Source organism: Comamonas antarctica (assembly GCF_013363755.1).
Classification (GTDB): Bacteria; Pseudomonadota; Gammaproteobacteria; order Burkholderiales; family Burkholderiaceae_C; genus Comamonas; species Comamonas antarctica.
In genome coordinates this window covers 3,003,603-3,027,827 of record NZ_CP054840.1, presented here as the reverse complement: position 1 = coordinate 3,027,827, position 24,225 = coordinate 3,003,603, and the positions used below count along the sequence as shown (strand labels likewise).

Sequence of the window (24,225 nt, the reverse complement as noted above, 5' to 3'; positions counted from 1 at the left end):
CAAGGCTCACGCTAGTTGAAACAGGCGAGGCCCGGCGTGGGGACACCGAGCAAGGGCCGCCCCGCAGCGAGGGTGTCGTCCCCCTCCACCGAAGGTTGAGAGGGGGAAGCGGCGAAGCCGCTCAGGGGGTGCTTCCAAGGTATGCCTTGCGCACCGCCGCACTGGCTTGCAGTTCGGCGGCCGTGCCTGCGCCCACGACCAACCCGGTTTCGAGCAGGTAGCCGCGGTCGGCAATGGCCAGGCTCTGCCTGGCATTCTGCTCGACCAGCAGCACGCCCACACCCAGCGTGCGGATACGGGCCAGCGCCGCGAACAGCTCCCTGCACATCAGCGGCGACAGGCCGAGCGACGGTTCATCGAGCAGCAGGATATCGGGCGCCGACATCAGCGCGCGGCCCACGGCCACCATCTGCTGCTCGCCGCCGCTCATGGTGCGCACGCTTTGGCCCATGCGCTGCGCGAGCTTGGGGAACAGCTCCAGCACGCGTTCCAGGCTCTGCGCTTCGAGCGCACGCGCGCGCCGCGGCTGGGCGCCGAGCTGCAGGTTCTCGCGCACCGTCAAGTCGCCAAATACGCCGCGGCCTTCGGGCACCAGCGCCAGGCCGGTTTCGACCACCTGGTGCGCGGGCAGGCGCGTGAGTTCCCGGCCCGCGAGCAGCACGCTGGCGCCGGCCAGCGGCCGCACCATCGCGCCAATCGCCTTGAGCAGCGAGGACTTGCCCGCGCCGTTCGCGCCCAGCATCACCACCAGCTCGCCCTTGGCGACCTGCAGCGACACGCCGCGCAGCGCCTGGTGCTTGCCATAGGCCACGCACAGCTCGCGTACTTCAAGCATGGGCGGCCTCCACATCGTCATCGCTGCCCAGGTAGGCTTCGATCACGCGCGGATCGGACAGCACCGTGCGCGTGGCGCCATCGGCAATGCGCGCGCCGGCGTTCATCACCACGCAGCGGCTGCACAGCGCATGCACCGCGTCCATCACATGTTCGACCATCAGCACCGTCATTCCTTCGTCGCGCAGCGCTGCGATCAGCGCGATGCCCTGTTGCAGTTCCGTGGGGTTGAGCCCGGCGAGCCACTCATCGAGCAGCAGCAGTTTGGGCGCGAGCGCCAGCGCGCGCGCCAGTTCCAGCCGCTTCTGGTCGATATAGGTCAGCTCGCTCGCGGCGAGCCCGGCCTGGGCACCCAGGCCCACGCGCTCGAGCAACTGCTGCGCGGCCTGCGCCGCGGCACGGCCATGCAGGCCGCCGGGGCGGAATGCCAGGCCCGCGGCAACGTTGTCGCGGCAGTTCATGCCGCCCAGCACGCGCACCAGCTGGAAGGTGCGCGCCACGCCCAGGCGCGCGATCTGGTGGCTGGGCAGGCCGCTGATGCGGCGGCCCGCAAAGCGCACTTCGCCGGCGCTCGGCGCGAGTGCGCCCGACACCAGGTTCATGGCCGTGGTCTTGCCCGAGCCATTGGGGCCCAGCAGGCCCACGACTTCGCCCGCATGCACGTCGAATGACAGCCCGTTGACCGCTACCAGGCCGCCAAAGCGCTTGCTCAAGGCCTTGATTTCCAGCAATGGCGTACTCATTGCGCACCTCCGTCGTGCGGTTTGCGCCGGCGCAGCCAGCCCGAGATGCCTTGCGGCACCGCATAGACGATCAGCATGAACACCAGACCGACAAGAATGGCGAAATGGTTGGGAAAGTTCGCCGACAGGAACTCGAACAGCAGCACCAGCGGCACCGCGCCGAGCAGCGGCCCGAACAGCGAGCCGGCACCGCCGAGCAGCGCCATGATCAGCGTCTGGAACGAGATCGCGGGCGCGAACGCAATGGTCGGGTCGAGATAGGTCCAGCGCGGCGCCATGATCGCGCCGGCCACGGTCATGAACGACGCGCTCAGCGTGAACAGCAGCACCTTGACGCGCGTGGTGTTGATGCCCACGTGCACGGCCACCGTCTCGTCCTCGCCGATCACGCGCAGCGCCAGCCCGAGCCGGGTGCGTGCAATCCACGCGCGCAGGCCCAGCACCAGCGCCAGCAGCGCCAGCAGCTGCCAGTAGATGTCCTGCGCGGTGATGTCGACAAACACATAGCGGCCCAGGTCCTTGGTGATGTTGACCTCGTACCAGGTCACGAGCTGCTTGACCAACTCGGCCAGGCCGAAGCTGAAGATCACGAAATACACCCCCGACAGCCGCAGCGTCGCCAGTCCCACCACCAGCGCCATGGCCACGCCCACGCCCAGCGCGACCAGCAGCACCGCGGCCCAGGGCAGGGCCTCGCCGAACACCGCCGTGGTGTATGCGCCCACGCCGAAGAACGCCACCGTGGCCAGCGAGACATAGCGCGTCGGCCCGGAGAACAGCGCCCAGGCCGAGGCCAGCACGCTGTACATCAGCACGCTGATCAACAGCGACAGGTAGTAATCGTTGTCCAGCCACTGCGGCACCGTGGCCAGCAGCGCCATGACGAGCGCGCCCGCGCCCCATGCAAGGTATTCGCCGCGGTTCATCGCGCGCCCTTTCCAAACAGGCCCGTGGGGCGCAGCAGCAGCACGCCGAGAAACAGCGCATAGTTCACCGCCAGCGTGAGGCCGGGGTCGATGAAAGTGGCCACCAGCGTCTCGGCAAAGCCGAGCATCATTGCGGCCATCAGGCAGCCCAGCAGATTGCCGACGCCGCCCATGATCACCACGATCAGCGCCTTCATCGCGAACATCGTGCCCATGGCCGCCGAGAATGGCAGGAACATGCTGACCAGCACGCCCGACGCCGCCACCATCGCGCCGCCCAGGCCGAACGCCAGCGCCGCGGTGAAGCGCACATCGATGCCCACCAGCGGCGCGAAGCGCGGCGCGACCGACACGGCGCGCACCACGGTGCCGATGCGCGTGCGCGTCAGCAGCAGGTACAGGCCCAGGCCCAGCGCGATGGCCACGCCCAGCACCAGCAGCCGGTTGGCGGCAACGGTGCTGCCCAGGACCTGCACCGGGATCGAGAGGTAGGTGTAGCTGTGGTAGTTGCCGCCAAAGGCCACCATCATGATGCCCTGCACGACAAACATCAGGCCAAAGGTGGCGAGGATGGAGTCGACCTCGAGCGCCGGGCCCGCGCCGGTGCGCCGCACCAGCGGCGTGAGCAGCAGCTGGTAGACCAGCCACTGCACGGCAAAGCCCAGCGGCAGCACCAGCAGCAGGATCAGCAGCGGCGACAGGCCCCAGGCGCTCACGCCCAGGTAGGCCAGGAAGGCCGGCGCGATCAGGAACTCGCCATAGGAGAGGTTCATGATGCGCGCCACGCCGTATTGCAGGGTCAGCCCCATGGCAATCAGCCCGTAGAGGCCGCCCAGGGTGCTGCCCGCGAGCAGGATATCCAATGGATTCATGGGGCAGGGGCTTCAGTTCTTCCAGGCCGGTTTTGGAATGACCGCCGGCTTGGCGCCCGCGCGGTTGGCCGGCGCGATGCCGTAGAACTCGCCGTTCTGCCACTGGCCCACATACCAGAGCTTGGTCAGCATCTGGTTCTCGAGCTTGACCGGGCCGATGATGGTGTCGAAGGTGCCGGTCTTGATCTCCTGCGTCACGGCCGCGCGGTCGATCCTGCCCACGCGCTCGATCGCCTGCTGCAGCACCTGCAGCGAGGTGTACTGGATGGTGCTGGCGAAGCGGTCGGGCTCGTAGCCGGCCGACTCCTTGTGGCGCTTGAAATAGTCCTTGATCGCGGGCGCATCGAAGTCGACGCCGCCCGGCGCCATGATGCCTTCGGCGGCCGCGCCGAACCTGGCCTTGTACATCGGGAACTGCGTGCCCACGCCGGTGAACATCACCTTGGGATTGAGGCCGTTGACGCGCGACTGCTCGGTGATCAGCATGGTGTCGGGCGGGTAGGAGTAGGCAATGAACACATCGGCGTTCTTGCTCTTGACTTCGGTCAGCAGCGGCGTCATGTCCTGCGTGCCTACGGGATAGCTCTTGTCGTAGACCAGCTCGAAGCCATGCGCCTTGGCGGCCTTGCGCGTGGCGTTGGCGAGTTCCACGCCAAAGCCGTCGGCGATGTTGATCATGGCGATCTTGTTGCCGATCTTGCCGTCCTTCTTGGCGCTTTCGAGGAAGCTCACCAGCGACTCGGCGTAGCCCGCGCCCGTGCCCAGGAAGAAGAACGCATGCTTCCAGCGCTTGGCCAGCTCGGGCGCCTTGTCGGTCACCGCCGTTGCGGCCAGCAGCGGGTACTTGTGCTTCTCATAGGTCGGACCCACGGCCAGGTTGCTGCCCGTGCTCCAGGGCGGCAGCACGAAGTCGACCTTGTCCTGGGTCATCAGGCGTTCCGTGGCACGCACCGCCTCCTCGGTGCTCGAGCGGTCGTCGTATTCCACGACCTCGATGGGCACGCGCTTGCCGTAGGCCTTGAGCAGGATGCCGCCCGCGGCGTTGATCTCCTTGACCCAGAGCTGGTAGTTGGGCGCCACCGTGGCGGCAGTGCCGCCGGCGTTGTGGCCGGTCTTGGCAATGGCCCAGCCGATGCGCACCGATTTCGGCGCTTCCTGCGCCAGCGCCAGCGGCGCCATGGTGGCAAGAGCGGCGGCGGCAGCCACCTGCTGCAGCCAGAAACGTTTGCTTGCTGTCTTCATGCTTGTCTCCTTGGTCGCCCTTTTGCCGGGCGTGCACGCATGCTAGGGCGGGGCCTCTAGCGCGGCTGTACCGAGCATGCACAAAGTGCTTGACTGTGGATGCACGGCGCTCAGGGTTTTCCAGCGGCTGCGCGCCTGCCTGGATAATCGGCCGCACATCCCCGGGAGGTAGCGCAGATGGACACCGCAAGCAGCTTGAGCACCGACGGCCTTTCGGCGCATGAAGCCGTTCCTGCATGGCAGGACTGGATGGCGAAGCTGTTCTCGGGCCTGGGCACCGACCTCTATGGCGATACCGTGTTCGAAGGCCATCTGCAGCGCTCGCAGGCCGGCGCCGTGGTCATGACGCGGCTCGAGGCCGCGCGCCACCGCGTGATCCGCAGCGTGCAGGGCCTGCGCTCGCACGATGCCGACCAGGTGAAGATCGTCGCGCCCTGGCAGGGGCTGGCCGCCGTGAGCCAGCAGGGGCGCGAAGCCAGCGCGCGCAACGGCAGCTGGGTGATCTACGACACCAGCCAGGCCTACGAGGTGGCCAATCCCGAATGGTCCGAGCATCTGATCGTGATGCTGCCGCGGCGCAGCCTGGAGCAGCGCGGCATCCGGCTCGAGGGGCTGATGGGGCGCAATGTCGGCGGCGGCTCGGGCATCGCGCGCGTCGCGCTCGAAGCCATGCGCAGCACCTACCAGGAACTGCCGACCATGGCGCCAGCCGTGGCCGAACGCGCGGGCGAGCTGCTGATCGACCTGGTGCACCTGTCGCTGCAGGAGCTGTCGGGGCGCGGCACGGCGGTGACGCAGCAGCAGGCCTTCAAGGACCGCATCCGCGCGCATGTCGCGGCCCATGTGCGCGATCCGCGGCTGTGCATCGACGACATTGCGCGCGCGATGAACTGCAGCAAGCGCCATCTGTACAACGCGTTTGCCGACGAACCGCTGGCGCTGGCCGCGTGGATCCAGCAACTGCGCCTGGAGCTGTGCATGCGCGAGTTGCGCGACGCCCGCAACGCCGCGCGCACCATCACTGATATCGCGTTCGGCTGCGGCTTCAGCAGCAGCGCGCATTTCAGCCGCGCGTTCAAGGCGTATACCGGAATGGCGCCGACGGAGTTCCGGGCATTGCGTTGAGTCAGGCATGGCGTGCACGGTTTCGAGGACAGACCGTTCACCCTTCGACAGGCTCAGGGCGAACGTCAAGCAAACCCCTGTCACGGCTTACATAGGACAATGCAGTCCATTAATAGATTGCAAGTAGCTGACTGCCATGGATATTGACCAACCCCTTGCCCTGCTGGGCGGAATGACCGCTTCCCAGTTCATGCGCCGCCACTGGCACAAGAAGCCGCTGCTGGTGCGCCAGGCCATTCCAGGCATGGTGGCGCCCGTGGGCCGCGATGCGCTGTTTGATCTGGCCGGCCAGGATGGCGTCGAGTCGCGGCTGATCCGCCAGCAGAAGAAGGGCTGGACGATGGACCATGGCCCGTTCGGCAGCCAGGACCTGCCGGCGCTGAGCCAGAAGGCCTGGTCGCTGCTGGTGCAGGGCGTGGACCTGCATGACGCGGGCGTGCATGCGCTGTTGCAGCAGTTCCGCTTCGTGCCCGAAGCCCGCCTGGATGACCTGATGATCAGCTACGCCACCGACGGCGGCGGCGTGGGCCCGCATTTCGACAGCTATGACGTGTTCCTGCTGCAGGCGCACGGCAAGCGCCGCTGGCGCATCGGCCGGCAGAAGGACCTGACGCTGCAGGAAGGCGTGCCGCTGAAGATCCTGGCCGATTTCGAGCCCGAGCAGGAATTCGTGCTCGAGCCCGGCGACATGCTGTATCTGCCGCCGCGCTATGCCCATGACGGCGTGGCCGAAGGCGAGTGCATGACCTATTCGATCGGCTTTCGCGCCCCGGCGCGCGAGGAACTGGCGCGCGAGCTGCTGCTGCGCATGTCGGACGAACCCGATGAGCCCGAAACGCCGGTGCTCTACAAGGATCCAAAGCAGGAAGCCGTGGCCCACCCGGGCGAGATTCCGGCGAGCATGGCCGAGTTCGCGCGCGCCGCGCTGCAGCGCGCGCTCGCCGAGCCGCTGGCGCTGGAGCGTGCGCTGGGCGAATACCTGACCGATCCCAAGCCCAATGTCTGGTTCGAGGCCGGCGAGGAGGGCGTCATGCTCGAAGCCGTGGTGCTCGACCGGCGCACGCGCATGATGTACGACGCACGCCATGTGTTCATCAACGGCGAGAGCTATCTCGCCGGGGGCCGCGACGCGAAGCTGATGCGCCTGCTGGCCGACCAGCGCGCGCTGTCGGCGCGCGAACTCGCCAAGGCCAGCGACGATGCGCTGGAATTATTGTCGTCCTGGTACGAGGCGGGATGGGTACGTAGCGCTGTCTGACATGTGTGCGGGCATTCGTCTGACAGGCGAAGATTCAAGCTCGCGCGTTGAATGGACAGGCCTCGATCATGCCGACGCTGCCGCCACAGGGTTGACCCTAAAAAAAGTTGTGGACATTTGTAGAAGTGTTGTCAGGAATCGTCAGGATTGCCGAAACCGTACCTATAATCGTTCGCTGTGTCGCAGCAATTATCTTGCGACTCTGCCGCAACGTTCCATGGCTGCAAGAGGCTGGCCGTTAATGGCATATCGAATTCTCAATGCTCCTCAAAATAGGAAAATCGAAATGAAGAACTCCCTCGTCCTGGCTACCGTGATCGCTGCTGCTGCTCTCGTCGCTTGCGGCAAGAAGGAAGAAGCTGCACCCGTGGCCGCTCCTGCTGTGGAAGCTCCTGCTGCTGCTCCCGTGGAAACCGCTCCGGTCGCTCCCGCTGCTGACGCTGCCGCTACGGCTCCTGCCGCCGACGCTGCCGCCGCTGGCGCTGCTGCCAACGCTGCTGACGCTTCGGCCGACGCTGCCAAGGCTTCGGAAGATGCTGCCAAGGCTGCTGCCGACGCCGCTGCCGGCGCTGCTGCTGCCAAGTAAATGCTGCGGCGCTGAAGCCGGTTCGCCGGCTTTGGCCTGGCACAAAACCCCGTTCGCAAGACCGGGGTTTTTTTACGTCCGCGGTTTGCCACAGGGCATGAAAAAGCCACCGCAGGCGGTGGCTTGTCGTGAGCGGCCCGCGCGGGGCCGTTCGGTGGCTGTGCTTACTTCAGGTCGTCGGTCAGCACGCGCACGATGCGCTGGGCGTTGGCCGAGGTCTCGGGAGCGCCGGCCGCAGTCAGCACCGTCACCGTCGAGCGATCGCCCTCGGTGCGCACCTGCACCTGGTACTTGACCGGTGCCGAAGCCTCGCCGCCCTGGCTGAAGATGCGGCTGAAGAAGCCCTTGGCCTTCTGCTCCTCGGGCGAGACGTAGCGCACGAAGTAGATGCCGCGGCTGCGGTCGCGGTCTTCGACGGTGAAGCCGGTGCGGTCGAGCGCCAGGCCGACACGGCGCCAGGCGCGGTCGAAGCCTTCGTCCAGCAGCACCACGGGCACGTTGTCGACGGTGTCCATGCGCGCGCTGGGCGCGGGCGGTGCCGACTGCACCGAAGCCGCGGCGGCTTGCGACTGCTCCTGGCTCACACCCAGCCGGACCATCATGCGGCGCAGGAACTCGGTCTCCAGCTCCGTGTCGGCGGGGCGCGGCTGCCATGCCGTCGAGTCCTTGGCCTGCGTCGAATAGACCTCGATCATGCCGCGGTGGGTGACGTAGATCTCGGTGCCGCCGTCAGGCTTGCGCTCCAGGCGCGTGCGGAACTTGTCGCGCTCGCCGGTGGAGTACAGCGAGTCGAAGACCTTGCCCAGCGCCGCGCGGATCACGTCCTGCGGCAGCTTGGCGCGGTTCTCGGCCCAGTCGGTTTCCATGATGCCGAGCTTGGCATCTTCCTGCACCAGCACGAAGCCGTTTTCCAGCCAGAACTCGCGCACCGGGTCCCAGAGCTGGTCGGCGGGGCGCTGGATCACGAGCCAGCGTTCGGTGCCCGCGCGCTCGATGCGCACGTCGCCGATGTTGCTGACCACGGTCTGCGCGCCGGTCGGCGCCTTGGCCTGGCCCGCCTGCATGGCGTTGGCCGAGACCACGCCGCCGGGAACGGCGTAGCGCGAGTCGCGCGTGAGCTGGCTCAGGTCGGGCGGGACTTCCAGCGTCGGCGCCTTGGTGGCGCTCTTGTAGTCGATCTTTTCCGGAGTGAAGGTGGTGCAGGCAGAAAGCGCCATGGCCAGGCCCAGCAGGCCCAGACGTGCAGTAGTTGGTTTCACGCGAATAATCCTAGGTGCTCTGATAAGTGGGAACGCGGGCTCAGATCAGCGCCGCGGAGCGCAGCGCGCCCTCGACTGCGTCCACATGTTGGGGGCTCAGGTCGGTCATTGGCAGGCGCATCGTAGCGCCGCACAGGCCCATGCGGGCGACGGCCCATTTCACGGGAATCGGGTTGGCTTCGATGAACAGGTTCTTGTGCACCGGCATCAGCTGCAGCTGGATCTGCATCGCGCGCTGCACGTCGCCGGCCAGGGCCGCCTTGCACAGCTCGCTCATCAGGCGCGGCGCGACGTTGGCGGTGACGCTGACGTTGCCATGGCCGCCGCAGAGCATCAAGGCCACCGCGGTCGGATCGTCGCCCGAATACACGCCGAAGCCGGCGGGCACATCGCGGATCAGCCATTGCGCGCGCTCGATGTTGCCCGTGGCTTCCTTGATGCCGATGATGCCCGGCACCTGCGCCAGGCGCAGCACGGTGTCGTGCTGCATGTCCGCGACCGAGCGGCCGGGCACGTTGTAGAGAATCGTCGGCAGGTCGCCCACGGCTTCTGCAATCGCCTTGAAGTGCTGGTACTGGCCCTCTTGCGTGGGCTTGTTGTAGTAGGGCACGACCTGCAGCTGGCTGTCGGCGCCGACGGACTTGGCGAACTGCGCCAGCTCGATGGCTTCGCGCGTGGAGTTCGCGCCGCAGCCGGCCATGATGGGCACGCGCTTGGCGGCCTGCTCGACGGCCACGCGAATGATCTCGCAGTGCTCTTCCACATTGACGGTGGGGGATTCACCGGTGGTGCCCACCACGCCGATGCAGTCGGTGCCTTCGGCGATATGCCAGTCGATCAGTTTGCGCAGGCTCGGGTAGTCGACGCTACCGTCTTCGTGCATGGGGGTGACGAGGGCAACAATGCTGCCGGTGAGAGCGACGGTGGAAGAGGTCATGTCCGCAGTTGAAAACGGGAAAGGGACATTCTAACGAGTGTCCGCAACCCTGAGTTGGCTCACCCGGGCATCCCCGGGGAGGAGACGGTTTCCGGATGCAAAAAGTGCCGGCTCACAGCGCTGCCGGCACGCCGGCGCCGGGGGCGGGGCGCCGCGCGGCAATGCGCTGCACGCAGCGCGGCGGGCCGTCGAGGAAGCCGTCTTCATAGGCCACGACCTGCAACTCGCCGGCGCAGGCGCGCAGCAGCTCGCCGGGCTGCAGCAGGAAGTCGGGGCGCGAGGGCTTGCCAAAACGTGCATTGCCATCGGCAAAGGTCTCGTACAGCAGCACGCCGCCGGGCGCGACGCTGGCCACCAGCGTGGGCAGCAGCGCGCGCCAGAGATAGTTGGTGACCACGACGGCGGCAAACTGCGTGCCCGGCAGCGGCCAGGCGCCGCCTTCGATATCCGCGCAGACGCGCTGCGCCGATGCCGGCAGCGCGGCCAGCGCGTCGGCCGAGCGGTCGATGCCCACGCAGGGATGGCCGCGCTGCGCGAACCAGTGCACATGCCGGCCCTGGCCGCAGGCGACGTCGAGCACCGTGCCGCCTGCGGGCACGAGATGGCTGAAACGCTGGATCCAGGGCGAAGCGTGAAAAGGCGTGTGCGTCATAACGGGGATTTTCCCGCACGCCTGCAATATCCGCTTTCTTGGAAACTGGCGCGACCCAGCAAGGGGGCAGCGAGCAAGGGCCGCCCCGCAGCGAGGCTGCCGTCCCCCTCCACCGAAGGTTGAGAGGGGGAAGCGCCGAAGGCGCTCAGGGGGTGCTTTAAAAACACGCCCAGACCTGGTCGGCCATCAAAATCATGAAGTCCGGGTCGGTGTAAAGACCAAACACCGCCGCCAGCACCAGCGCGATCAGCACGCCGCCCAGCACGCGCAAGCCGCGGCGCCGCAGAGGCAGTGCTTGCTGCGCGGCCATGGCTCAGGCCGCCAGCGGGCGGCGCTGCAGCGCCGCCTCGCGCACCGGCAGGTTGATCAGCGCGGCAAAGATGCCCAGCGCGATCGACAGGTACCAGACGATGTCGTAGCTGCCGCTGCGGTCATAGAGATAGCCGCCCAGCCACACGCCAAGGAAGCTGCCGACCTGGTGGCTGAAGAACACGAAGCCGCCGAGCATCGACAGATGCTGCACGCCGAAGATCTGCGCCACCGTGGCATTGGTCAGCGGCACCGTCGACAGCCACAGGAAACCCATGGCCGCCGAGAACGCGTACACCGACCAGGGCGACAGCGGCACCAGCAGGAAGGCCACCGTCACCACCGAGCGCGCGAGATAGATGCCCGCCAGCAGATAGCGCTTGGGGAAATGCTGGCCCAGGTTGCCGGCCAGGTAGGTGCCGAAGATGTTGAACAGGCCGACCAGCGCCAGCGAATAGCTCGCGACATGCGGCGCCAGGCCGTAGTCCTTGAGGTAGCTGGGCATGTGCACGCCGATGAACATCACCTGGAAGCCGCAGACGAAGTAGCCCGCGGTCAGCAGCAGGAAGCTGGGCGTGCGGAAGGCCTCGGTCACGGCCTGCGCCACGCTTTGCTCGCGCGGCGCGCTGCTGCGGCCGGCAAGGCCGGGCTCGCGCAGGCCGAAGGCCAGCGGCACGATGATCAGCACCAGCATGGCGAGCACCAGCAGCGCATTCGACCAGCCGATCTGCGCGATCAGCGCACCCTCGACCGGCACCATGAAGAACTGGCCAAACGAGCCCGTGGCCGCGATCACGCCCATGGCCCAGGAGCGCCGGGCGGCGGGAATCTGCCGGCCCAGCACGCCGAACACCACGGCGTAGGTCGTGCCAGCCTGGGCCACGCCGATCAGCAGGCCCGCCGTGAGCGCAAACCACAGCGGCGTGCTCGATAGCGCCATGCCGGCCAGCCCCAGCGCATAGGCCGCGGCGCCGGCCAGCAGCACGCGGAACGCGCCAAAGCGGTCGGCCACCATGCCGGCAAAGATGCCCATGATGCCCCAGGCAATGTTCTGGATGGCAATGGCCATCGCAAAGGACTCACGGCTCCAGCCCATCTCCTGCGTGATCGGCTGCAGCCACAGCCCGAAGCCATGGCGTATGCCCATCGACAGCGTGACCACTGCGCCCCCGCACAGCAGCACCTGCATCATGGAAATTGGTTTTGATAATGTTTGTTGCATGATGACGCGACTGTAGCCAAATTGACCCCAGGCTGCTGGCAACTGCGCGACCTCCAGGGTTGCTGTTGCCGTCGATCCTGCAAGGCTTGCGAGGCCATGCTGTGTGTCCATACAGCTTTCGCCGCCGCGCCGCACTACAATCCCAGCCCATGGCAGCTAAACCTTCATCCTCCTCCACGAGTGCTTACTCCGAAGGCTCGATCCGCGTGCTCAAGGGCCTCGAGCCCGTCAAGCAGCGGCCGGGCATGTATACGCGTACCGACAACCCTCTGCACATCCTGCAGGAAGTGGTGGACAACGCGGCCGACGAAGCGCTGGCCGGCTACGGCAAGAAAATCAAGCTCACCCTGCATGCCGACCATTCGGTCAGCGTGGAGGATGACGGCCGCGGCATTCCCTATGGCATGCATCCCGAAGAAAACGCTCCGGTGATCGAGCTGGTGTTCACGCGCCTGCATGCGGGCGGCAAGTTCGACAAGGGCCAGGGCGGCGCCTACAGCTTCTCCGGCGGCCTGCATGGCGTGGGCGTCTCGGTGACGAATGCGCTGTCCACGCGCATGGAAGTCACGAGCTACCGCGACGGCAACAGCGCGCGCCTGGTGTTTGCCGGCGGCGACGTGGCCGAGCCGCTGCAGGTCCAGCCGCTCGCCAGTGGCGAGCGCAAGCGCGGCACCACGGTACGCGTGTGGCCCGATGCGAAGTATTTCGAGACCGCGCAATTGCCCATGGGCGAGCTGGTCCACCTGCTGCGCAGCAAGGCCGTGCTGATGCCCGGCGTCACGGTGACGCTGGTCAACGAGAAGACGCGCGAAACCCAGACCTGGCAATACAAGGGCGGCCTGCGCGACTATCTGCAGCAGAACCTGCATGGCGAGCCGGCCATCCCCATGTTCGAGGGCGAGGGCTTTGCCGACCGCCACAACGACAGCTTCGCCGAGGGCGAGGGCGCGGCCTGGTGCGTGGCCTTCACCGAAGACGGCGCGGCGGTGCGCGAGAGCTATGTCAACCTGATTCCCACGACCGCCGGCGGCACGCATGAGAGCGGCCTGCGCGATGGCTTGTTCCAGGCGGTCAAGAGCTTCATCGAGCTGCATTCGCTGCTGCCCAAGGGCGTGAAGCTGATGCCCGACGACGTGTTCGCGCGCGCCAGCTATGTGCTCAACGCCAAGGTGCTCGATCCGCAGTTCCAGGGCCAGATCAAGGAGCGGCTGAACTCGCGCGATGCCGTGCGCCTGGTCTCGGGCTTCGTGCGGCCGATTCTCGAGCTCTGGCTCAACCAGCATGTCGAATGGGGCAAGAAGCTCGCCGAACTGGCCATCAAGGCCGCGCAAAGCCGGCAGAAGGCGGGCCAGAAGGTGGAAAAGCGCAAGGGCTCGGGCGTGGCCGTGCTGCCGGGCAAGCTCACCGACTGCGAAAGCCGCGATACCGCGCACAACGAGGTGTTCCTGGTCGAGGGCGACTCGGCCGGCGGCAGCGCCAAGATGGGCCGCGACAAGGAAACCCAGGCCGTGCTGCCGCTGCGCGGCAAGGTGCTCAACACCTGGGAAGTCGACCGCGACCGGCTGTTCGCCAACAATGAAATCCACGACATTTCGGTGGCGATCGGCGTTGATCCGCACGGGCCGAACGACGCGCCCGACCTGTCGGGCCTGCGCTATGGCAAGGTCTGCATCCTGTCCGATGCCGACGTCGACGGCTCGCACATCCAGGTGCTGCTGCTGACGCTGTTCTTCCGCCATTTCCCCAAGCTGGTCGAGGCCGGACATATCCATGTGGCGCTGCCGCCGCTGTACCGCGTCGACATACCGGCGCGCGCCAAGAAGCCCGCGGCCAAGGTCTATGCGCTCGACGACAACGAACTGGCGGCGATTCTCGACAAGTGCGCCAAGGACGGCGTGGCGCGCGAGAAGTGCCAGGTCAGCCGTTTCAAGGGCCTGGGCGAGATGAACGCCGAGCAGCTCTGGGACACCACGCTCAACCCCGACACGCGCCGCCTGCTGCCGGTGCAGCTGCTGAACCTCGATTTCGCGGGCGCCGAAGGCGTGATCACCAAGCTCATGGGCAAGGGCGAGGCCGCGGCCCGGCGCGAGCTCATGGAACTGCATGGCGACGCCGTGGAAGTCGACATCTGAGCCACGGCTGCCGCAACCCAAGCCTGCACCATGTCCTGCCCCGCCCCCTCCCTGGCATTGCCGCAGCGCCGCTTCGGCCCGCGCCTGCTGGCGGCGGCACTGCTGTGCCTGGGGCTGGCAGCGGGCACGGCGCGCGCCGACCTGTGGGCCTTTGTCGATGCGCGCGGCGTCACGCACTTTGCCGCCGAGCAGCTCGATGAGCGCTATGCGCTGTTCTTTCGCGGCCCGCGCTTCGACTCGGAGCGCGACATGGCCGCGGCGCCGATGGATCCTGATACCGAGTTGGCAGCGCGCTCGCGCGTGCAGTCGTATTTCGACATCCTGCCGGCCTACAAGAGCGTGCGCCCGCACCTGCGGCGCGCGGCGGAGCGCAGCGGCGTCGACTATGCGCTGCTCAAGGCAGTGATCGCCACCGAATCGGGTTTCGATGCGCAGGCGGTCTCGCCCAAGGGCGCGCTCGGGCTGATGCAGCTGATGCCGGCCACGGCCGAACGCTTCGGCGTGGCCGCCACCGCGGCGCGCAGCCTGGCGCAGCAGCTGCATGATCCGGCCGTCAACGTGCCCGCGGGCGCGCGCTACCTGCGCCATCTGCTCGATCTGTTCGACGGCCGGCTGGAGCTGGCGCTGGCCGCCTACAACGCGGGCGAAGGCGCGGTGCGCCGCGCGGGACTCAAGATCCCGCCGTTCCGGGAAACCCAAAACTATGTGAAGACCGTGCTGGCGCTGTACCGCCAGCTCCAGCCGCTGGCACCGGGCGTCGCTACGCCGGGCGTCGCCACGCCGGCCGCCGCAGTGCGCCGCGCCGCCGGCGTGCCCGATGATCGGTCCCCACGCATCCGCATGACGCTGCCCCCGGGCAGCGCCGGCGCGACTTTCGACGAGAAACGAGAACAATGAGCGATCAAGATACCCTGGACCTGGCAGTGCAATCCAATGGCGATGCACTGGACCTCGGAACCTATGCCCAGCGCGCCTACCTCGAGTACGCGCTGTCGGTCGTCAAGGGCAGAGCCCTGCCCGACGTGTGCGACGGTCTCAAGCCCGTGCAGCGGCGCATTCTCTACGCGATGGACCGCATGGGCCTGAGCCATTCGGGCAATACCGTGCCGCGCCCGGTCAAGAGCGCGCGCGTGGTCGGCGATGTGCTCGGCCGCTTCCACCCGCATGGCGACCAGTCGGCCTATGACGCGCTGGTGCGCATGGCGCAGGACTTCGCGCAGCGCTATCCGCTGGTCGACGGCCAGGGCAACTTCGGCAGCCGCGACGGCGACGGCGCCGCAGCGATGCGCTACACCGAAGCCCGGCTGTCGAAGATCTGCGGCCTGCTGCTCGACGAGATCGACGAGGGCACGGTGGACTTCGTGCCCAATTACGACGGCTCGACGCAGGAGCCGCGCCAGTTGCCGGCGCGCCTGCCGTTCAGCCTGCTCAATGGCGCCAGCGGCATTGCCGTGGGCCTGGCCACCGAAATCCCGAGCCACAACCTGCGCGAGGTGGCCGATGCCTGCGTGGCGCTGATCAAGAAGCCCAACATGAGCGCGGCCGATCTCGCGCTGCACATTCCGGGGCCCGACTATCCCGGCGGCGGGCAGATCATCAGCAGCCCGTCGGACATCGCCGATGCCTACCGCAGCGGCCGCGGCAGCCTCAAGGTGCGCGCGCGCTGGAAGATCGAGGAGCTGGCGCGCGGCCAGTGGCAGATGGTCGTGACCGAGCTGCCGCCCGGCGTGTCGGCGCAGAAGGTGCTCGAGGAAATCGAGGAGTTGTCCAACCCCAAGATCAAGGCCGGCAAGAAGGCGCTGAGCCAGGACCAGCAGCAGCTCAAGATCAACCTGCTGGCGGTGCTCGACGGCGTGCGCGACGAGTCCAGCAAGGATGCGCCGGTGCGCCTGGTCATCGAGCCCAAGAGCTCCAAGGTGCGCCAGTCCGACCTGGCCCACATGCTGCTCGCGCACACCAGCCTCGAGACCTCGAGCTCGATCAACCTGACGATGATCGGCCTGGACGGCAAGCCGGTGCAGAAATCGCTGCTGCAGATGCTGCAGGAGTGGATCGAGTTCCGCCAGTCGACGATCACGCGGCGCTCGCAGCACCGCCTGGCCAAGGTGCTCGACCGCGCGCACATCCTCGAAGGCCGGCAGATCGTGCTGCTCAACATCGACGAGGTGATTGCCATCATCCGCGAGAGCGACGAGCCCAAGGCCGCGCTGATCGAGCGCTTCGCGCTGTCCGAACGCCAGGCCGAGGACATCCTCGAAATCCGCCTGCGCCAGCTCGCGCGCCTCGAGGCCATCAAGATCGAGCAGGAGCTCAAGACGCTGCGCGAGAACCAGGCCAAGCTCGAGGACATCCTGGGCAACCCGGCCACGCTGCGCCGGCTGATGATCAAGGAGATCGAGGCCGACGCCAAGCAGTTCGCCGATGCGCGCCGCACGCTGATCCAGGAAGAGAAGAAGGCCGTGGCCGAGGTCAAGGTCGCCGACGAGCCGGTCACCGTGGTGGTGTCGGAAAAGGGCTGGGTGCGCGCGCGCCAGGGCCATGGCCATGAAGCCGCGAGCTTCACCTTCAAGGCCGGCGATGCGCTGTACGGCACCTTCGAGTGCCGCACCGTCGACCAGTTGCTGGCGTTCGGCAGCAACGGCCGGGTCTATTCCGTGCCGGTGGCGCAGCTGCCCGGCGGCCGTGGCGACGGCCAGCCCGTGACCACGCTGGTGGAACTGGAAAGCGGCACGCGCCTGCAGTACTACTTTGCCGGTCCGGGTTCGGCCCAGCTGCTGCTGGCCAGCTCGGGTGGCTACGGCTTCCTGGCGAATGTCGACAGCCTGGTCTCGCGCAACAAGAGCGGCAAGGCCTTCGTCAACCTGGCCGAAGGCGAGACGCTGTGCGCGCCCTCGCATGCCAGCGGCGCCTCGGGCAGCGTGGCGCTCGCGCCCGCGACCCATGTGGCCGTGGGCTCGGTCGGCGGCCGCATCCTGACCTTCGAGATCGGCGAGCTCAAGACCATGACCAGCGCCGCGCGCGGCCTGATGCTGCTGGCGCTCGAAGCCGGCGATACCCTGGCCGGCGCAGCCGCCTACACGCGCAGCATCCGCCTCGAAGGCACGGGTCGCGGCGGCAAGGCGCGTGAAGAGACGCTGGAGATCCGCAGCCTCAACAACGCGCGCGGCAAGCGCGGCGCCAAGGGCAAGGCTGCCGACCTGGGCTTCAAGCCTTCCCGCATCACGCGCGTGGAGTAATCAAAGCACCCCCTGAGCCGCTTCCGCCCTGGGCGGGCCCCGGCTTCCCCTCTCAACCTTCGGTGGAGGGGGGCGCCCGGCTAGGGACGGCAGCCTCGGTGCGGGGGGCCCGCCTAGGGGCGGCCCTTCCTCGCTGCCCCCTTGCTGGGACACGCCGGTTTCAAAGGCTGTGAGCGATGCAAGTGCTGACAAAGAAACTGTCAGCCGCGGGAATTGCTGAGTTCAGGCCAGTTCGGCGATCAACTCGATTTCCACGCAGGCGCCCATGGGGATTTGCGCCACGCCAAACGCGCTGCGCGCATGCTGGCCCCTCGCGCCGAAGATCTCGCCCAGCAGTTCGCTGCAGCCATTGGTGACCAGGTGCTGCTCGGTGTAGTCGCCGGTGGAGTTGACCAGGCTCATCACCTTGACGATGCGCTGCACGCGGTTGAGGTCGCCGCCGGCCGCGTGCTGCAGCGTGCCCAGCAGGTCGATGGCCACGGCGCGCGCGGCGGCCTGGCCTTCTTCGGTCGTGACATTGCGGCCCAGTTGGCCGGCCCAGACCTTGCCGTCCTTCTTGGCGATATGGCCGCTGAGAAACACCAGCGAACCGCTTTGCACGTAGGGCAGGTAGGCGGCCGCGGGCACGGCCAGCGCGGGCAGTTCGATCTGCAGTGCTTTCAGCTTGTCATAAACGCTCATCACGGTTTCCTTTGCAAGATTTCAGGGAAATAGGTTTCGCGGCAGTGTGACACAAGGCCTTGCGGTGCAGAGCCATTGCTGCGGGCATGGGCAGGATCTGGGCGCGGCTGGCGCGCCTGGATGGCGCTGGCTAGCATCTGCGGCATGAGCGCCACGCTCCGCCCTCTGCCCCTGCGCATCCGGCCGCTGCGGCCGTGGTCGGTATTCCAGGCCGTGCTCATGGGCATCGTCGCGGGCGCGGCCTGGCAGGTCATGCAGCCGGCGCTTTGGCAGGCGCAGGCCTATGGTGCATTGCTGTTGGTCAGCGTGGTGCTGGCTGGCGCGGCATGGCGCGCCCGCCGGCAGCGCGGTTGGCTGGGGTGGATGCTTTGCGCGCTGGCGGCCGGCGGTGCGATGGCCGCGGGTTGCGGTGCGCGCGCGCTGGCTTTCCAGGCGCAGGCGCTGGATGCCGCACTGCAAGGCCGGGACCTGCGCGTGACTGGCATCGTCGCGGCCATGCCCGAGCCCGCGCCCTGGGGCCTGCGCTTTCGCTTTGCGGTCGAGCATGCGCAACATGCCATTGCCGACGCAGGCGGCGCGCGCGCGCCGGTGCGCCTGCCGCCGCTGGTCGAGCTCAGCGTGCCCGCCCTGCAGCGCGGCGGCACGCCGCTGCTGCTGGCGGCCGGCGAGCGCTGGTCCCTCACGGTACGCCTCAAGGCGCCGCACGGGCTGCGCAATCCGCAGGCCTTCGACCAGGAACTGTGGCTCTGGGAGCAGGGCGTGCAGGCCACGGGCTACGTGCGCCTTGGCACGGCGCACGCCGCGCCGCAGCCGCTGGGGCAGACCTGGCGCCACCCCGTGGCGCTGCTGCGCCAGCGCCTGCGCGATGCCATCGTGGCCGGGCAGGCGATGCCCGCGGGTTTGCGCGCCGCATGGCCGGGGACCGTGGCGCCCGAGACCTGGCAGCGTGCGCGTGGCGTCGTGGCGGCGCTGGTCATCGGCGACCAGGGCGCGATCGCGCCGCGCGACTGGGAGCTGTTCCGCGCCACGGGCGTCGCCCATCTGATGAGCATTTCGGGGCTGCACATCACGCTGTTTGCGTGGCTCGCGGCGGCGCTGCTGGGCCGCGCCTGGCGGCGCTCGGCCCGGCTGTGCCTGTGGCTGCCCGCGCCTTGCGCCGCGCTGGCCGGCGGCGTGCTGCTGGCGCTGGGCTATGCGCTGCTCAGCGGCTGGGGCCTGCCCGCGCAGCGCACGGTGGCCATGCTGGCCGTCGTGGCTGCGCTGCGGCTGTCGGGCGTGCGCTGGCCCTGGCACCAGGTCTGGCTGCTGGCACTGGCCGCCGTGGTGCTGGCCGATCCCTGGGCGCTGTGGCAGGCCGGCTTCTGGCTGAGTTTCGTCGCCGTGGGCGTGCTGTTCGCAGCGTCGGCGCGCGACCCTCCTGCGGCTGCGGGCCTGGGCGGACACGCGCTGGCGCTGCTGCGCACCCAGGCCGTGGTCACACTGGCGCTCACGCCGCTGGGCCTGCTGCTGTTCGGCCAGATCTCGCTGGTGGGCATGCTGGCCAACCTGCTGGCGATTCCCTGGGTCACGCTGGTGGTCACGCCGCTGGCGCTGGCCGGCATGTGCTGGGCGCCGCTGTGGCATCTGGCCACGGTCAGCGTGATGCCGTTGAACGCCGCCCTGGCAGGGTTGGCGCAGGCGCCGGCGGCGCAGCTGTTCCTGCCCGCGGCGCCGCTTTGGGCCGGGCTTGCCGCCGTCGCCGGCGGTGTCTGGCTGGTGCTGCGCCTGCCCTGGTCCCTCCGCTTGCTCGGCCTGCCACTGCTGCTGCCCGCGCTCTGGTGGCAGCCCGCGCGGCCGGTCCATGGCAGCTTCACGCTGCTCGCGCCCGATGTGGGCCAGGGCAACGCCGTGCTGGTGCGCACGCGCTCGCACAGCCTGCTGTATGACACCGGCCCGCGCCACGGCCCGGGCAGCGACGCGGGCCAGCGCGTGCTGCTGCCGCTGCTGCGCGCCGCGGGCGTGCGCCTCGACATGCTGATGCTGAGCCATGGCGACAACGACCATGTCGGCGGCGCCGCCGCGGTGCAGCGGGCGCAGCCGCAGGCCGCGCTGCGCGGCGCGGTGAGCCCGGAGTGGCCGCTGGCGGTGCAGCGTTCGGCCGCGCCCTGCGTGGCGGGCCAGCGCTGGGCCTGGGATGGCGTGGCCTTCGAGGTGTTGCATCCCCTGCCCGCCACCGCTGCCGTGCCGCAGGGGCGGCGGCGCACGGCCAAGGACGCACCCAATACCCGCAGCTGCGTGCTGCGCATCCAGGCCGCGAACGGCGCCACCGCATTGCTGGCCGGAGACATCGAACGCGCGCAGGAAGCGGCGCTGCTGGCCGGTGGCGCCGATCTGCGTGCCGACTGGCTGCTGGTGCCGCACCATGGCAGCAAGACTTCTTCGAGCGCCGAATGGATTGCCGCCGTCGCGCCACGCCATGCATTGGTGCAGGCCGGCTACCGCAACCGCTACGGCCATCCCGCGGCGCCGGTCATGCAGCGCTACGCGGCCCACGGCGTGCGGCCCGTGACCAGCGCCGCCTGCGGCGCTGCGCGCTGGTCCTCGGCGCAGCCGCAGCGCCTGGAGTGCGAGCGCGAGCGCGCGCCGCGCTACTGGCAGGCCGGACGCCGCGATTAATGCGTTTTCGACCTACCTGGCGGCTGGCCGGCGCTGGCTACACTTACATTTGGACAAGCGTCGGGCCGCAGCTGGCCCGCGGCTTGCTTGGATGGTTGCAGGAGACACCGTTGATGCACAGATTTGATGAAATGTATGCAGCCACACCCTTCGAGGGCAGCGATGTGCGCGCGCATTACAAGAGCTACCGCGACTGGCTTTCACGCCAGCCCGGCGAGACCATGCAGGCGCGGCGCGCCGAGGCAGAGATGATCTTTCGCCGGGTCGGCATCACCTTTGCCGTCTATGGCGCCAAGGACGAGGAAGGCGCGGGGCAGGAGCGGCTGATCCCGTTCGACCAGATACCGCGCATCATTCCCGCGGCCGAATGGTCCCACCTGCAGCGCGGCCTGGCGCAGCGCGCCACGGCCCTCAACCGCTTCATCCACGATGTCTACCACGGCCAGGACATCCTGCGCGCGGGCATCGTGCCCACGGACCTGATCCTGGACAATGCCCAGTACCGCCCGGAGATGGTGGGCGTCAAGGTGCCGGGCGACATCTATGCGCAGATTGCCGGCATCGACATCGTGCGCGCCGGCAATGCCGACGGCATGGGCGAATACTTCGTGCTCGAGGACAACCTGCGCGTGCCGTCGGGCGTCTCGTACATGCTCGAGAACCGGCGCATGATGATGCGGTTGTTCCCCGAGCTGTTCGCGCAGCATGCGGTGGCACCGGTCGCGCACTACCCCGACCTGCTGCTCGACACCCTGCGCGCGGTCGCGCCGTCCGGCGCGAGCGCGCCGACGGTGGTGGTGCTCACGCCCGGCATGCACAACAGCGCCTATTTCGAGCATGCCTTCCTGGCCCAGCAGATGGGCGTGGAACTCGTCGAAGGGCAGGACCTGGTGGTCGAGAACGACACCGTGTTCATGCGCACCACGCACGGCCTGCGCCGCGTCGACGTGATCTACCGCCGCATCGATGACGACTTCCTCGACCCTGAAGTTTTCCGCGCCGACTCGGCGCTGGGCTGCGCCGGCCTGATGCGCGCCTATCGCGCGGGCAAGGTTGCCATCTGCAACGCGGTCGGCACCGGCATTGCCGATGACAAGTCGGTCTACCCCTATGTGCCCGACATGATCCGCTTCTATCTGGGCGAGCAGCCGCTGCTGTCCAACGTGCCGACCTGGATGTGCCGCAAGGGCGATGACCTGGCCTATGTGCTGGACCACCTCGACGAACTCGTGGTCAAGGAAGTGCATGGCGCCGGCGGCTACGGCATGCTGATCGGCCCGGCCGCGACGCGCGCCGAGATCGAGGATTTCCGCCGCGTGCTGATGGCGAATCCCGCGGGCTACATTGCCCAGCCGACACTGAGCCTGTCGAGCTGCCCGACCTATGTCGAAAGCGGCATTGCGCCGCGCCACATCGACCTGCGGCCGTTCGTGCTCAGCGGCAAGTCGGTGCAGATGGTGGCGGGTGGCCTGACCCGCGTGGCCCTCAAGGAAGGATCGCTGGTGGTCAATTCATCGCAGGGCGGAGGTACCAAGGACACCTGGGTGCTCGAAGAGGAAACGGGCTTTGCCGAAGGGAGCGCCGCATGCTGAGCCGTACCGCCGACCATCTGTACTGGATGTCCCGCTACATCGAACGCGCGGCCAACACCGCGCGCTTGCTGAACGTGACCTATGACACCTCGATGCTGCCGCAGGCCGCGCGCAAGGCGCAAAAGGACTGGCAGGGCGTGCTGTCGATCAGCGAGCTGGTCCCCGCCTATCTGGAGATGCATGACGAAATCACGCGCGATGAGGTGCTGCATTTCATGGTGCGCGAGGAGCGCAACAACGCCTCGATCTTTTGCTGCCTGCGCGCCGCACGCGAGAACGCGCGCGCGGTGCGCGGCGCGCTGACCACTGAAGTCTGGGAAACGCACAACCAGACCTGGCTGGACCTGGGCCGGCAGCTCGATGGCGGCGCGTTCGAACGCGACCCGGCGCGGTTCTTCGAATGGGTCAAGGACCGCTCGCATCTGGCGCGCGGCGTCACCCAAAGCACGATGCTGCAGGATGATGCCTATCACTTCCTGCGCCTGGGCACGGCGCTGGAGCGCGCCGACAACACCGCACGCCTGCTGGACGTCAAGTTCCACGCCATCGAGCACGACTACCATGGCAGCGAGCGCGGCGCCGGCGCGGCGCACTTCGACTACTACCACTGGAGCACGCTGCTGCACAGCGTCTCGGCCTTCGAGGTCTACCGCAAGGTCTACCGCGACGTGATCACGCCCGAGCGCGTCGCCGAGCTGCTGATGCTGCGCCCCGACATGCCGCGCTCGCTGCTCGCCAGCATGCAGGAAGTCGTGGCGAACCTGACGCTGGTGGCCAACGAGCAATCGGGCGAGACCCAGCGCAAGGCCGGCCGCCTGCTGGTCGACCTGCGCTATGCGCGCATCGAGGAGATCCTCGCCACCGGGCTGCATGCGTACCTCACGCAGTTCCTCGAACGCGTGAATGCGCTGGGCGCCGATATCAGCCGGGATTTCCTGGTGCCGAACTAAAGGTCACGCCGTGTGAAGCAGGCGCGGCCCAGGCCGGGGGCGCCGAGCAAGGGCCGCCCCGCAGCGAGGGTGCCGTCCCCCTCCACCGAAGGTTGAGATGGGGAAGCGCGGGGTGGCCCGGCCACGAAGTCGCTCAGGGGGTGATTTTTTTTCGCCGCTGCTCGCGCAGCATGAACAGGTACAGGCTTTCGACCTTCTCGCGCGCCCAGGGGGTCTGGCGCAGGAACTTCAGGCTGGAGTTGACGCTGGGCTGGCTCTGGAAACAGCGGATCGGCACCAGGCGCGCGAGCTCTTCCCAGCCGTAGTGCGCGTGCAAGGCCTCGACAATGGCTTTGAGCGTGATGCCATGCAATGGGTTGTTGGCTTGCCTGGCGGGGGAGGGGGGCGTCTCGGGTGGGGTCTGCATGGGGCGAGCATATCGGCCGCAAGTGTCGCAGCGCGCGCAGGGGATAAAAAAAGCGGGCCTTGAAGCCCGCTTTCAATTTCTGCCGGGAGAACCTTACTCCAGCTCGCCCATCTGGGACTGGAGGTAATTCTGCACGCCGACCTTCTGGACCAGGTCCAGCTGGGTCTCGAGGAAGTCGATGTGCTCCTCGGTGTCGTCGAGAATCTTCTGCAGCAGGTCGCGCGAGACATAGTCGCGGATGCTTTCGCAGTAGTGGATGCCGTCCTTGATGGTCTGCTGCGCCGCCAGTTCCAGGCGCAGGTCGCAGGCCAGGCATTCGGGCACGTCTTCGCCGATCTGCAGCTTGCCCAGGTCCTGCAGGTTGGGCAGGCCGTCCAGCGTGAAGATGCGGTCCATGAGCCAGTCGGCGTGCTTCATCTCGCCGATCGACTCCGCATATTCCTTCTTCGCCAGCTTGTCGAAGCCCCAGTGCTTGTACATGCGGTAGTGCAGGAAGTACTGGTTGATGGCCGTGAGCTCATTCTTCAGTTGCGCCTGCAGGTGGGCAATGGCTTGTTGATCGCCTTTCATGGGGTACTCCTTCGCGTGTGTGAATGGACCGATTGTCG

At 67.8% G+C, this 24,225-nt stretch carries 22 protein-coding genes; 9 read left to right on the top strand and 13 right to left on the bottom strand.

Annotated features, from left to right (window positions below):
• Nucleotides 1-121: 121 nt before the first annotated feature.
• Genes HUK68_RS13980 through HUK68_RS13960 form a run of 5 tightly spaced genes read right to left on the bottom strand, consistent with a single transcriptional unit; the run spans nt 122 to nt 4,617 of the window.
• Nucleotides 122-835: an ABC transporter ATP-binding protein gene (locus HUK68_RS13980; protein WP_175504718.1), complete on the bottom strand. Its 714-nt coding sequence runs from the start codon at nt 833-835 to the stop codon at nt 122-124.
• Nucleotides 828-1,577, bottom strand: a complete 750-nt coding sequence (locus tag HUK68_RS13975; protein WP_175504717.1) for an ABC transporter ATP-binding protein — start codon at nt 1,575-1,577, stop codon at nt 828-830. Before HUK68_RS13975 ends, HUK68_RS13980 begins: the two co-directional genes overlap by 8 nt.
• Nucleotides 1,574-2,503, bottom strand: a complete 930-nt coding sequence (locus tag HUK68_RS13970; protein ID WP_175504716.1) for a branched-chain amino acid ABC transporter permease — start codon at nt 2,501-2,503, stop codon at nt 1,574-1,576. Before HUK68_RS13970 ends, HUK68_RS13975 begins: the two co-directional genes overlap by 4 nt.
• The gene (locus HUK68_RS13965) at nt 2,500-3,375 is read right to left on the bottom strand and encodes a branched-chain amino acid ABC transporter permease (RefSeq protein WP_175504715.1); all 876 of its coding nucleotides are present in this window, start codon (nt 3,373-3,375) and stop codon (nt 2,500-2,502) included. The genes HUK68_RS13970 and HUK68_RS13965 overlap by 4 nt, the downstream gene beginning before the upstream one ends.
• A 12-nt stretch (nt 3,376-3,387) precedes the next feature.
• On the bottom strand, nt 3,388-4,617 hold the full coding sequence (locus HUK68_RS13960; protein WP_175504714.1) for an amino acid ABC transporter substrate-binding protein: 1,230 nt from the start codon (nt 4,615-4,617) through the stop codon (nt 3,388-3,390).
• A 177-nt stretch (nt 4,618-4,794) separates the two neighbouring features.
• Here HUK68_RS13960 and HUK68_RS13955 point away from each other — a divergent pair, with 177 nt between their 5' ends.
• From HUK68_RS13955 to HUK68_RS23505, 3 genes are all read left to right on the top strand, one after another.
• Nucleotides 4,795-5,742: a helix-turn-helix domain-containing protein gene (locus tag HUK68_RS13955; protein ID WP_175504713.1), complete on the top strand. Its 948-nt coding sequence runs from the start codon at nt 4,795-4,797 to the stop codon at nt 5,740-5,742.
• 136 nt (nt 5,743-5,878) lie between these two features.
• Entirely contained in the window at nt 5,879-7,000 is a 1,122-nt protein-coding gene (locus tag HUK68_RS13950) for a cupin domain-containing protein (protein WP_175504712.1), read from the top strand.
• Between the two features lies 1 nt (nt 7,001).
• A complete protein-coding gene (locus HUK68_RS23505; RefSeq protein ID WP_315127111.1) occupies nt 7,002-7,586 on the top strand; it encodes a hypothetical protein in 585 nt (194 codons plus the stop codon).
• Between the two features lie 164 nt (nt 7,587-7,750).
• Here HUK68_RS23505 and bamC read toward each other — a convergent pair whose 3' ends face one another.
• The 5 genes from bamC to HUK68_RS13920 form a co-directional block, all read right to left on the bottom strand.
• The gene (gene bamC / locus HUK68_RS13940; protein ID WP_244146178.1) at nt 7,751-8,845 is read right to left on the bottom strand and encodes an NlpB/DapX family lipoprotein; all 1,095 of its coding nucleotides are present in this window, start codon (nt 8,843-8,845) and stop codon (nt 7,751-7,753) included.
• A gap of 40 nt (nt 8,846-8,885) precedes the next feature.
• Nucleotides 8,886-9,782 carry a 4-hydroxy-tetrahydrodipicolinate synthase gene (gene dapA, locus HUK68_RS13935; protein ID WP_175504711.1) on the bottom strand — a complete coding sequence of 299 codons (897 nt, stop codon included), beginning with the start codon at nt 9,780-9,782 and terminating at the stop codon, nt 8,886-8,888.
• A 112-nt stretch (nt 9,783-9,894) separates the two neighbouring features.
• Entirely contained in the window at nt 9,895-10,434 is a 540-nt protein-coding gene (locus HUK68_RS13930; RefSeq protein WP_175504710.1) for a class I SAM-dependent methyltransferase, read from the bottom strand.
• A gap of 157 nt (nt 10,435-10,591) precedes the next feature.
• Nucleotides 10,592-10,744, bottom strand: coding sequence for a hypothetical protein (locus HUK68_RS13925; RefSeq protein WP_175502332.1), 153 nt, complete (start codon nt 10,742-10,744; stop codon nt 10,592-10,594).
• A gap of 3 nt (nt 10,745-10,747) precedes the next feature.
• A complete protein-coding gene (locus HUK68_RS13920; protein ID WP_175504709.1) occupies nt 10,748-11,935 on the bottom strand; it encodes an MFS transporter in 1,188 nt (395 codons plus the stop codon).
• Nucleotides 11,936-12,114: 179 nt separating this feature from the next.
• Here HUK68_RS13920 and HUK68_RS13915 point away from each other — a divergent pair, with 179 nt between their 5' ends.
• From HUK68_RS13915 to parC, 3 genes are read left to right on the top strand one after another with little or no spacing between them, the layout of a single operon-like run.
• Nucleotides 12,115-14,097: a DNA topoisomerase IV subunit B gene (locus HUK68_RS13915; protein WP_175504708.1), complete on the top strand. Its 1,983-nt coding sequence runs from the start codon at nt 12,115-12,117 to the stop codon at nt 14,095-14,097.
• A gap of 30 nt (nt 14,098-14,127) precedes the next feature.
• Nucleotides 14,128-14,994, top strand: coding sequence for a lytic transglycosylase domain-containing protein (locus tag HUK68_RS13910; protein WP_175504707.1), 867 nt, complete (start codon nt 14,128-14,130; stop codon nt 14,992-14,994).
• The gene (parC, locus tag HUK68_RS13905; protein WP_175504706.1) at nt 14,991-17,333 is read left to right on the top strand and encodes a DNA topoisomerase IV subunit A; all 2,343 of its coding nucleotides are present in this window, start codon (nt 14,991-14,993) and stop codon (nt 17,331-17,333) included. Before HUK68_RS13910 ends, parC begins: the two co-directional genes overlap by 4 nt.
• Before the next feature lie 222 nt (nt 17,334-17,555).
• Here the strand turns inward: parC and HUK68_RS13900 are convergent, their stop codons facing one another.
• Nucleotides 17,556-18,014, bottom strand: a complete 459-nt coding sequence (locus HUK68_RS13900; protein WP_175504705.1) for a RidA family protein — start codon at nt 18,012-18,014, stop codon at nt 17,556-17,558.
• A 144-nt stretch (nt 18,015-18,158) separates the two neighbouring features.
• On the opposite strand from HUK68_RS13900, the gene HUK68_RS13895 reads away from it, so the two are divergent.
• The 3 genes from HUK68_RS13895 (at nt 18,159) to HUK68_RS13885 (ending at nt 23,211) form a co-directional block, all read left to right on the top strand.
• A complete protein-coding gene (locus HUK68_RS13895; protein WP_175504704.1) occupies nt 18,159-20,669 on the top strand; it encodes a DNA internalization-related competence protein ComEC/Rec2 in 2,511 nt (836 codons plus the stop codon).
• A 113-nt stretch (nt 20,670-20,782) separates the two neighbouring features.
• Nucleotides 20,783-22,261, top strand: coding sequence for a circularly permuted type 2 ATP-grasp protein (locus HUK68_RS13890; RefSeq protein ID WP_175504703.1), 1,479 nt, complete (start codon nt 20,783-20,785; stop codon nt 22,259-22,261).
• Nucleotides 22,255-23,211, top strand: coding sequence for an alpha-E domain-containing protein (locus HUK68_RS13885; protein WP_175504702.1), 957 nt, complete (start codon nt 22,255-22,257; stop codon nt 23,209-23,211). The genes HUK68_RS13890 and HUK68_RS13885 overlap by 7 nt, the downstream gene beginning before the upstream one ends.
• Before the next feature lie 133 nt (nt 23,212-23,344).
• Here HUK68_RS13885 and HUK68_RS13880 read toward each other — a convergent pair whose 3' ends face one another.
• Nucleotides 23,345-23,617 (bottom strand): VF530 family protein, encoded by a 273-nt coding sequence (locus tag HUK68_RS13880; protein ID WP_175504701.1) that lies wholly within the window; start codon nt 23,615-23,617, stop codon nt 23,345-23,347.
• A 93-nt stretch (nt 23,618-23,710) separates the two neighbouring features.
• The gene (bfr, locus tag HUK68_RS13875; protein ID WP_175504700.1) at nt 23,711-24,187 is read right to left on the bottom strand and encodes a bacterioferritin; all 477 of its coding nucleotides are present in this window, start codon (nt 24,185-24,187) and stop codon (nt 23,711-23,713) included.
• Nucleotides 24,188-24,225: the final 38 nt, after the last annotated feature.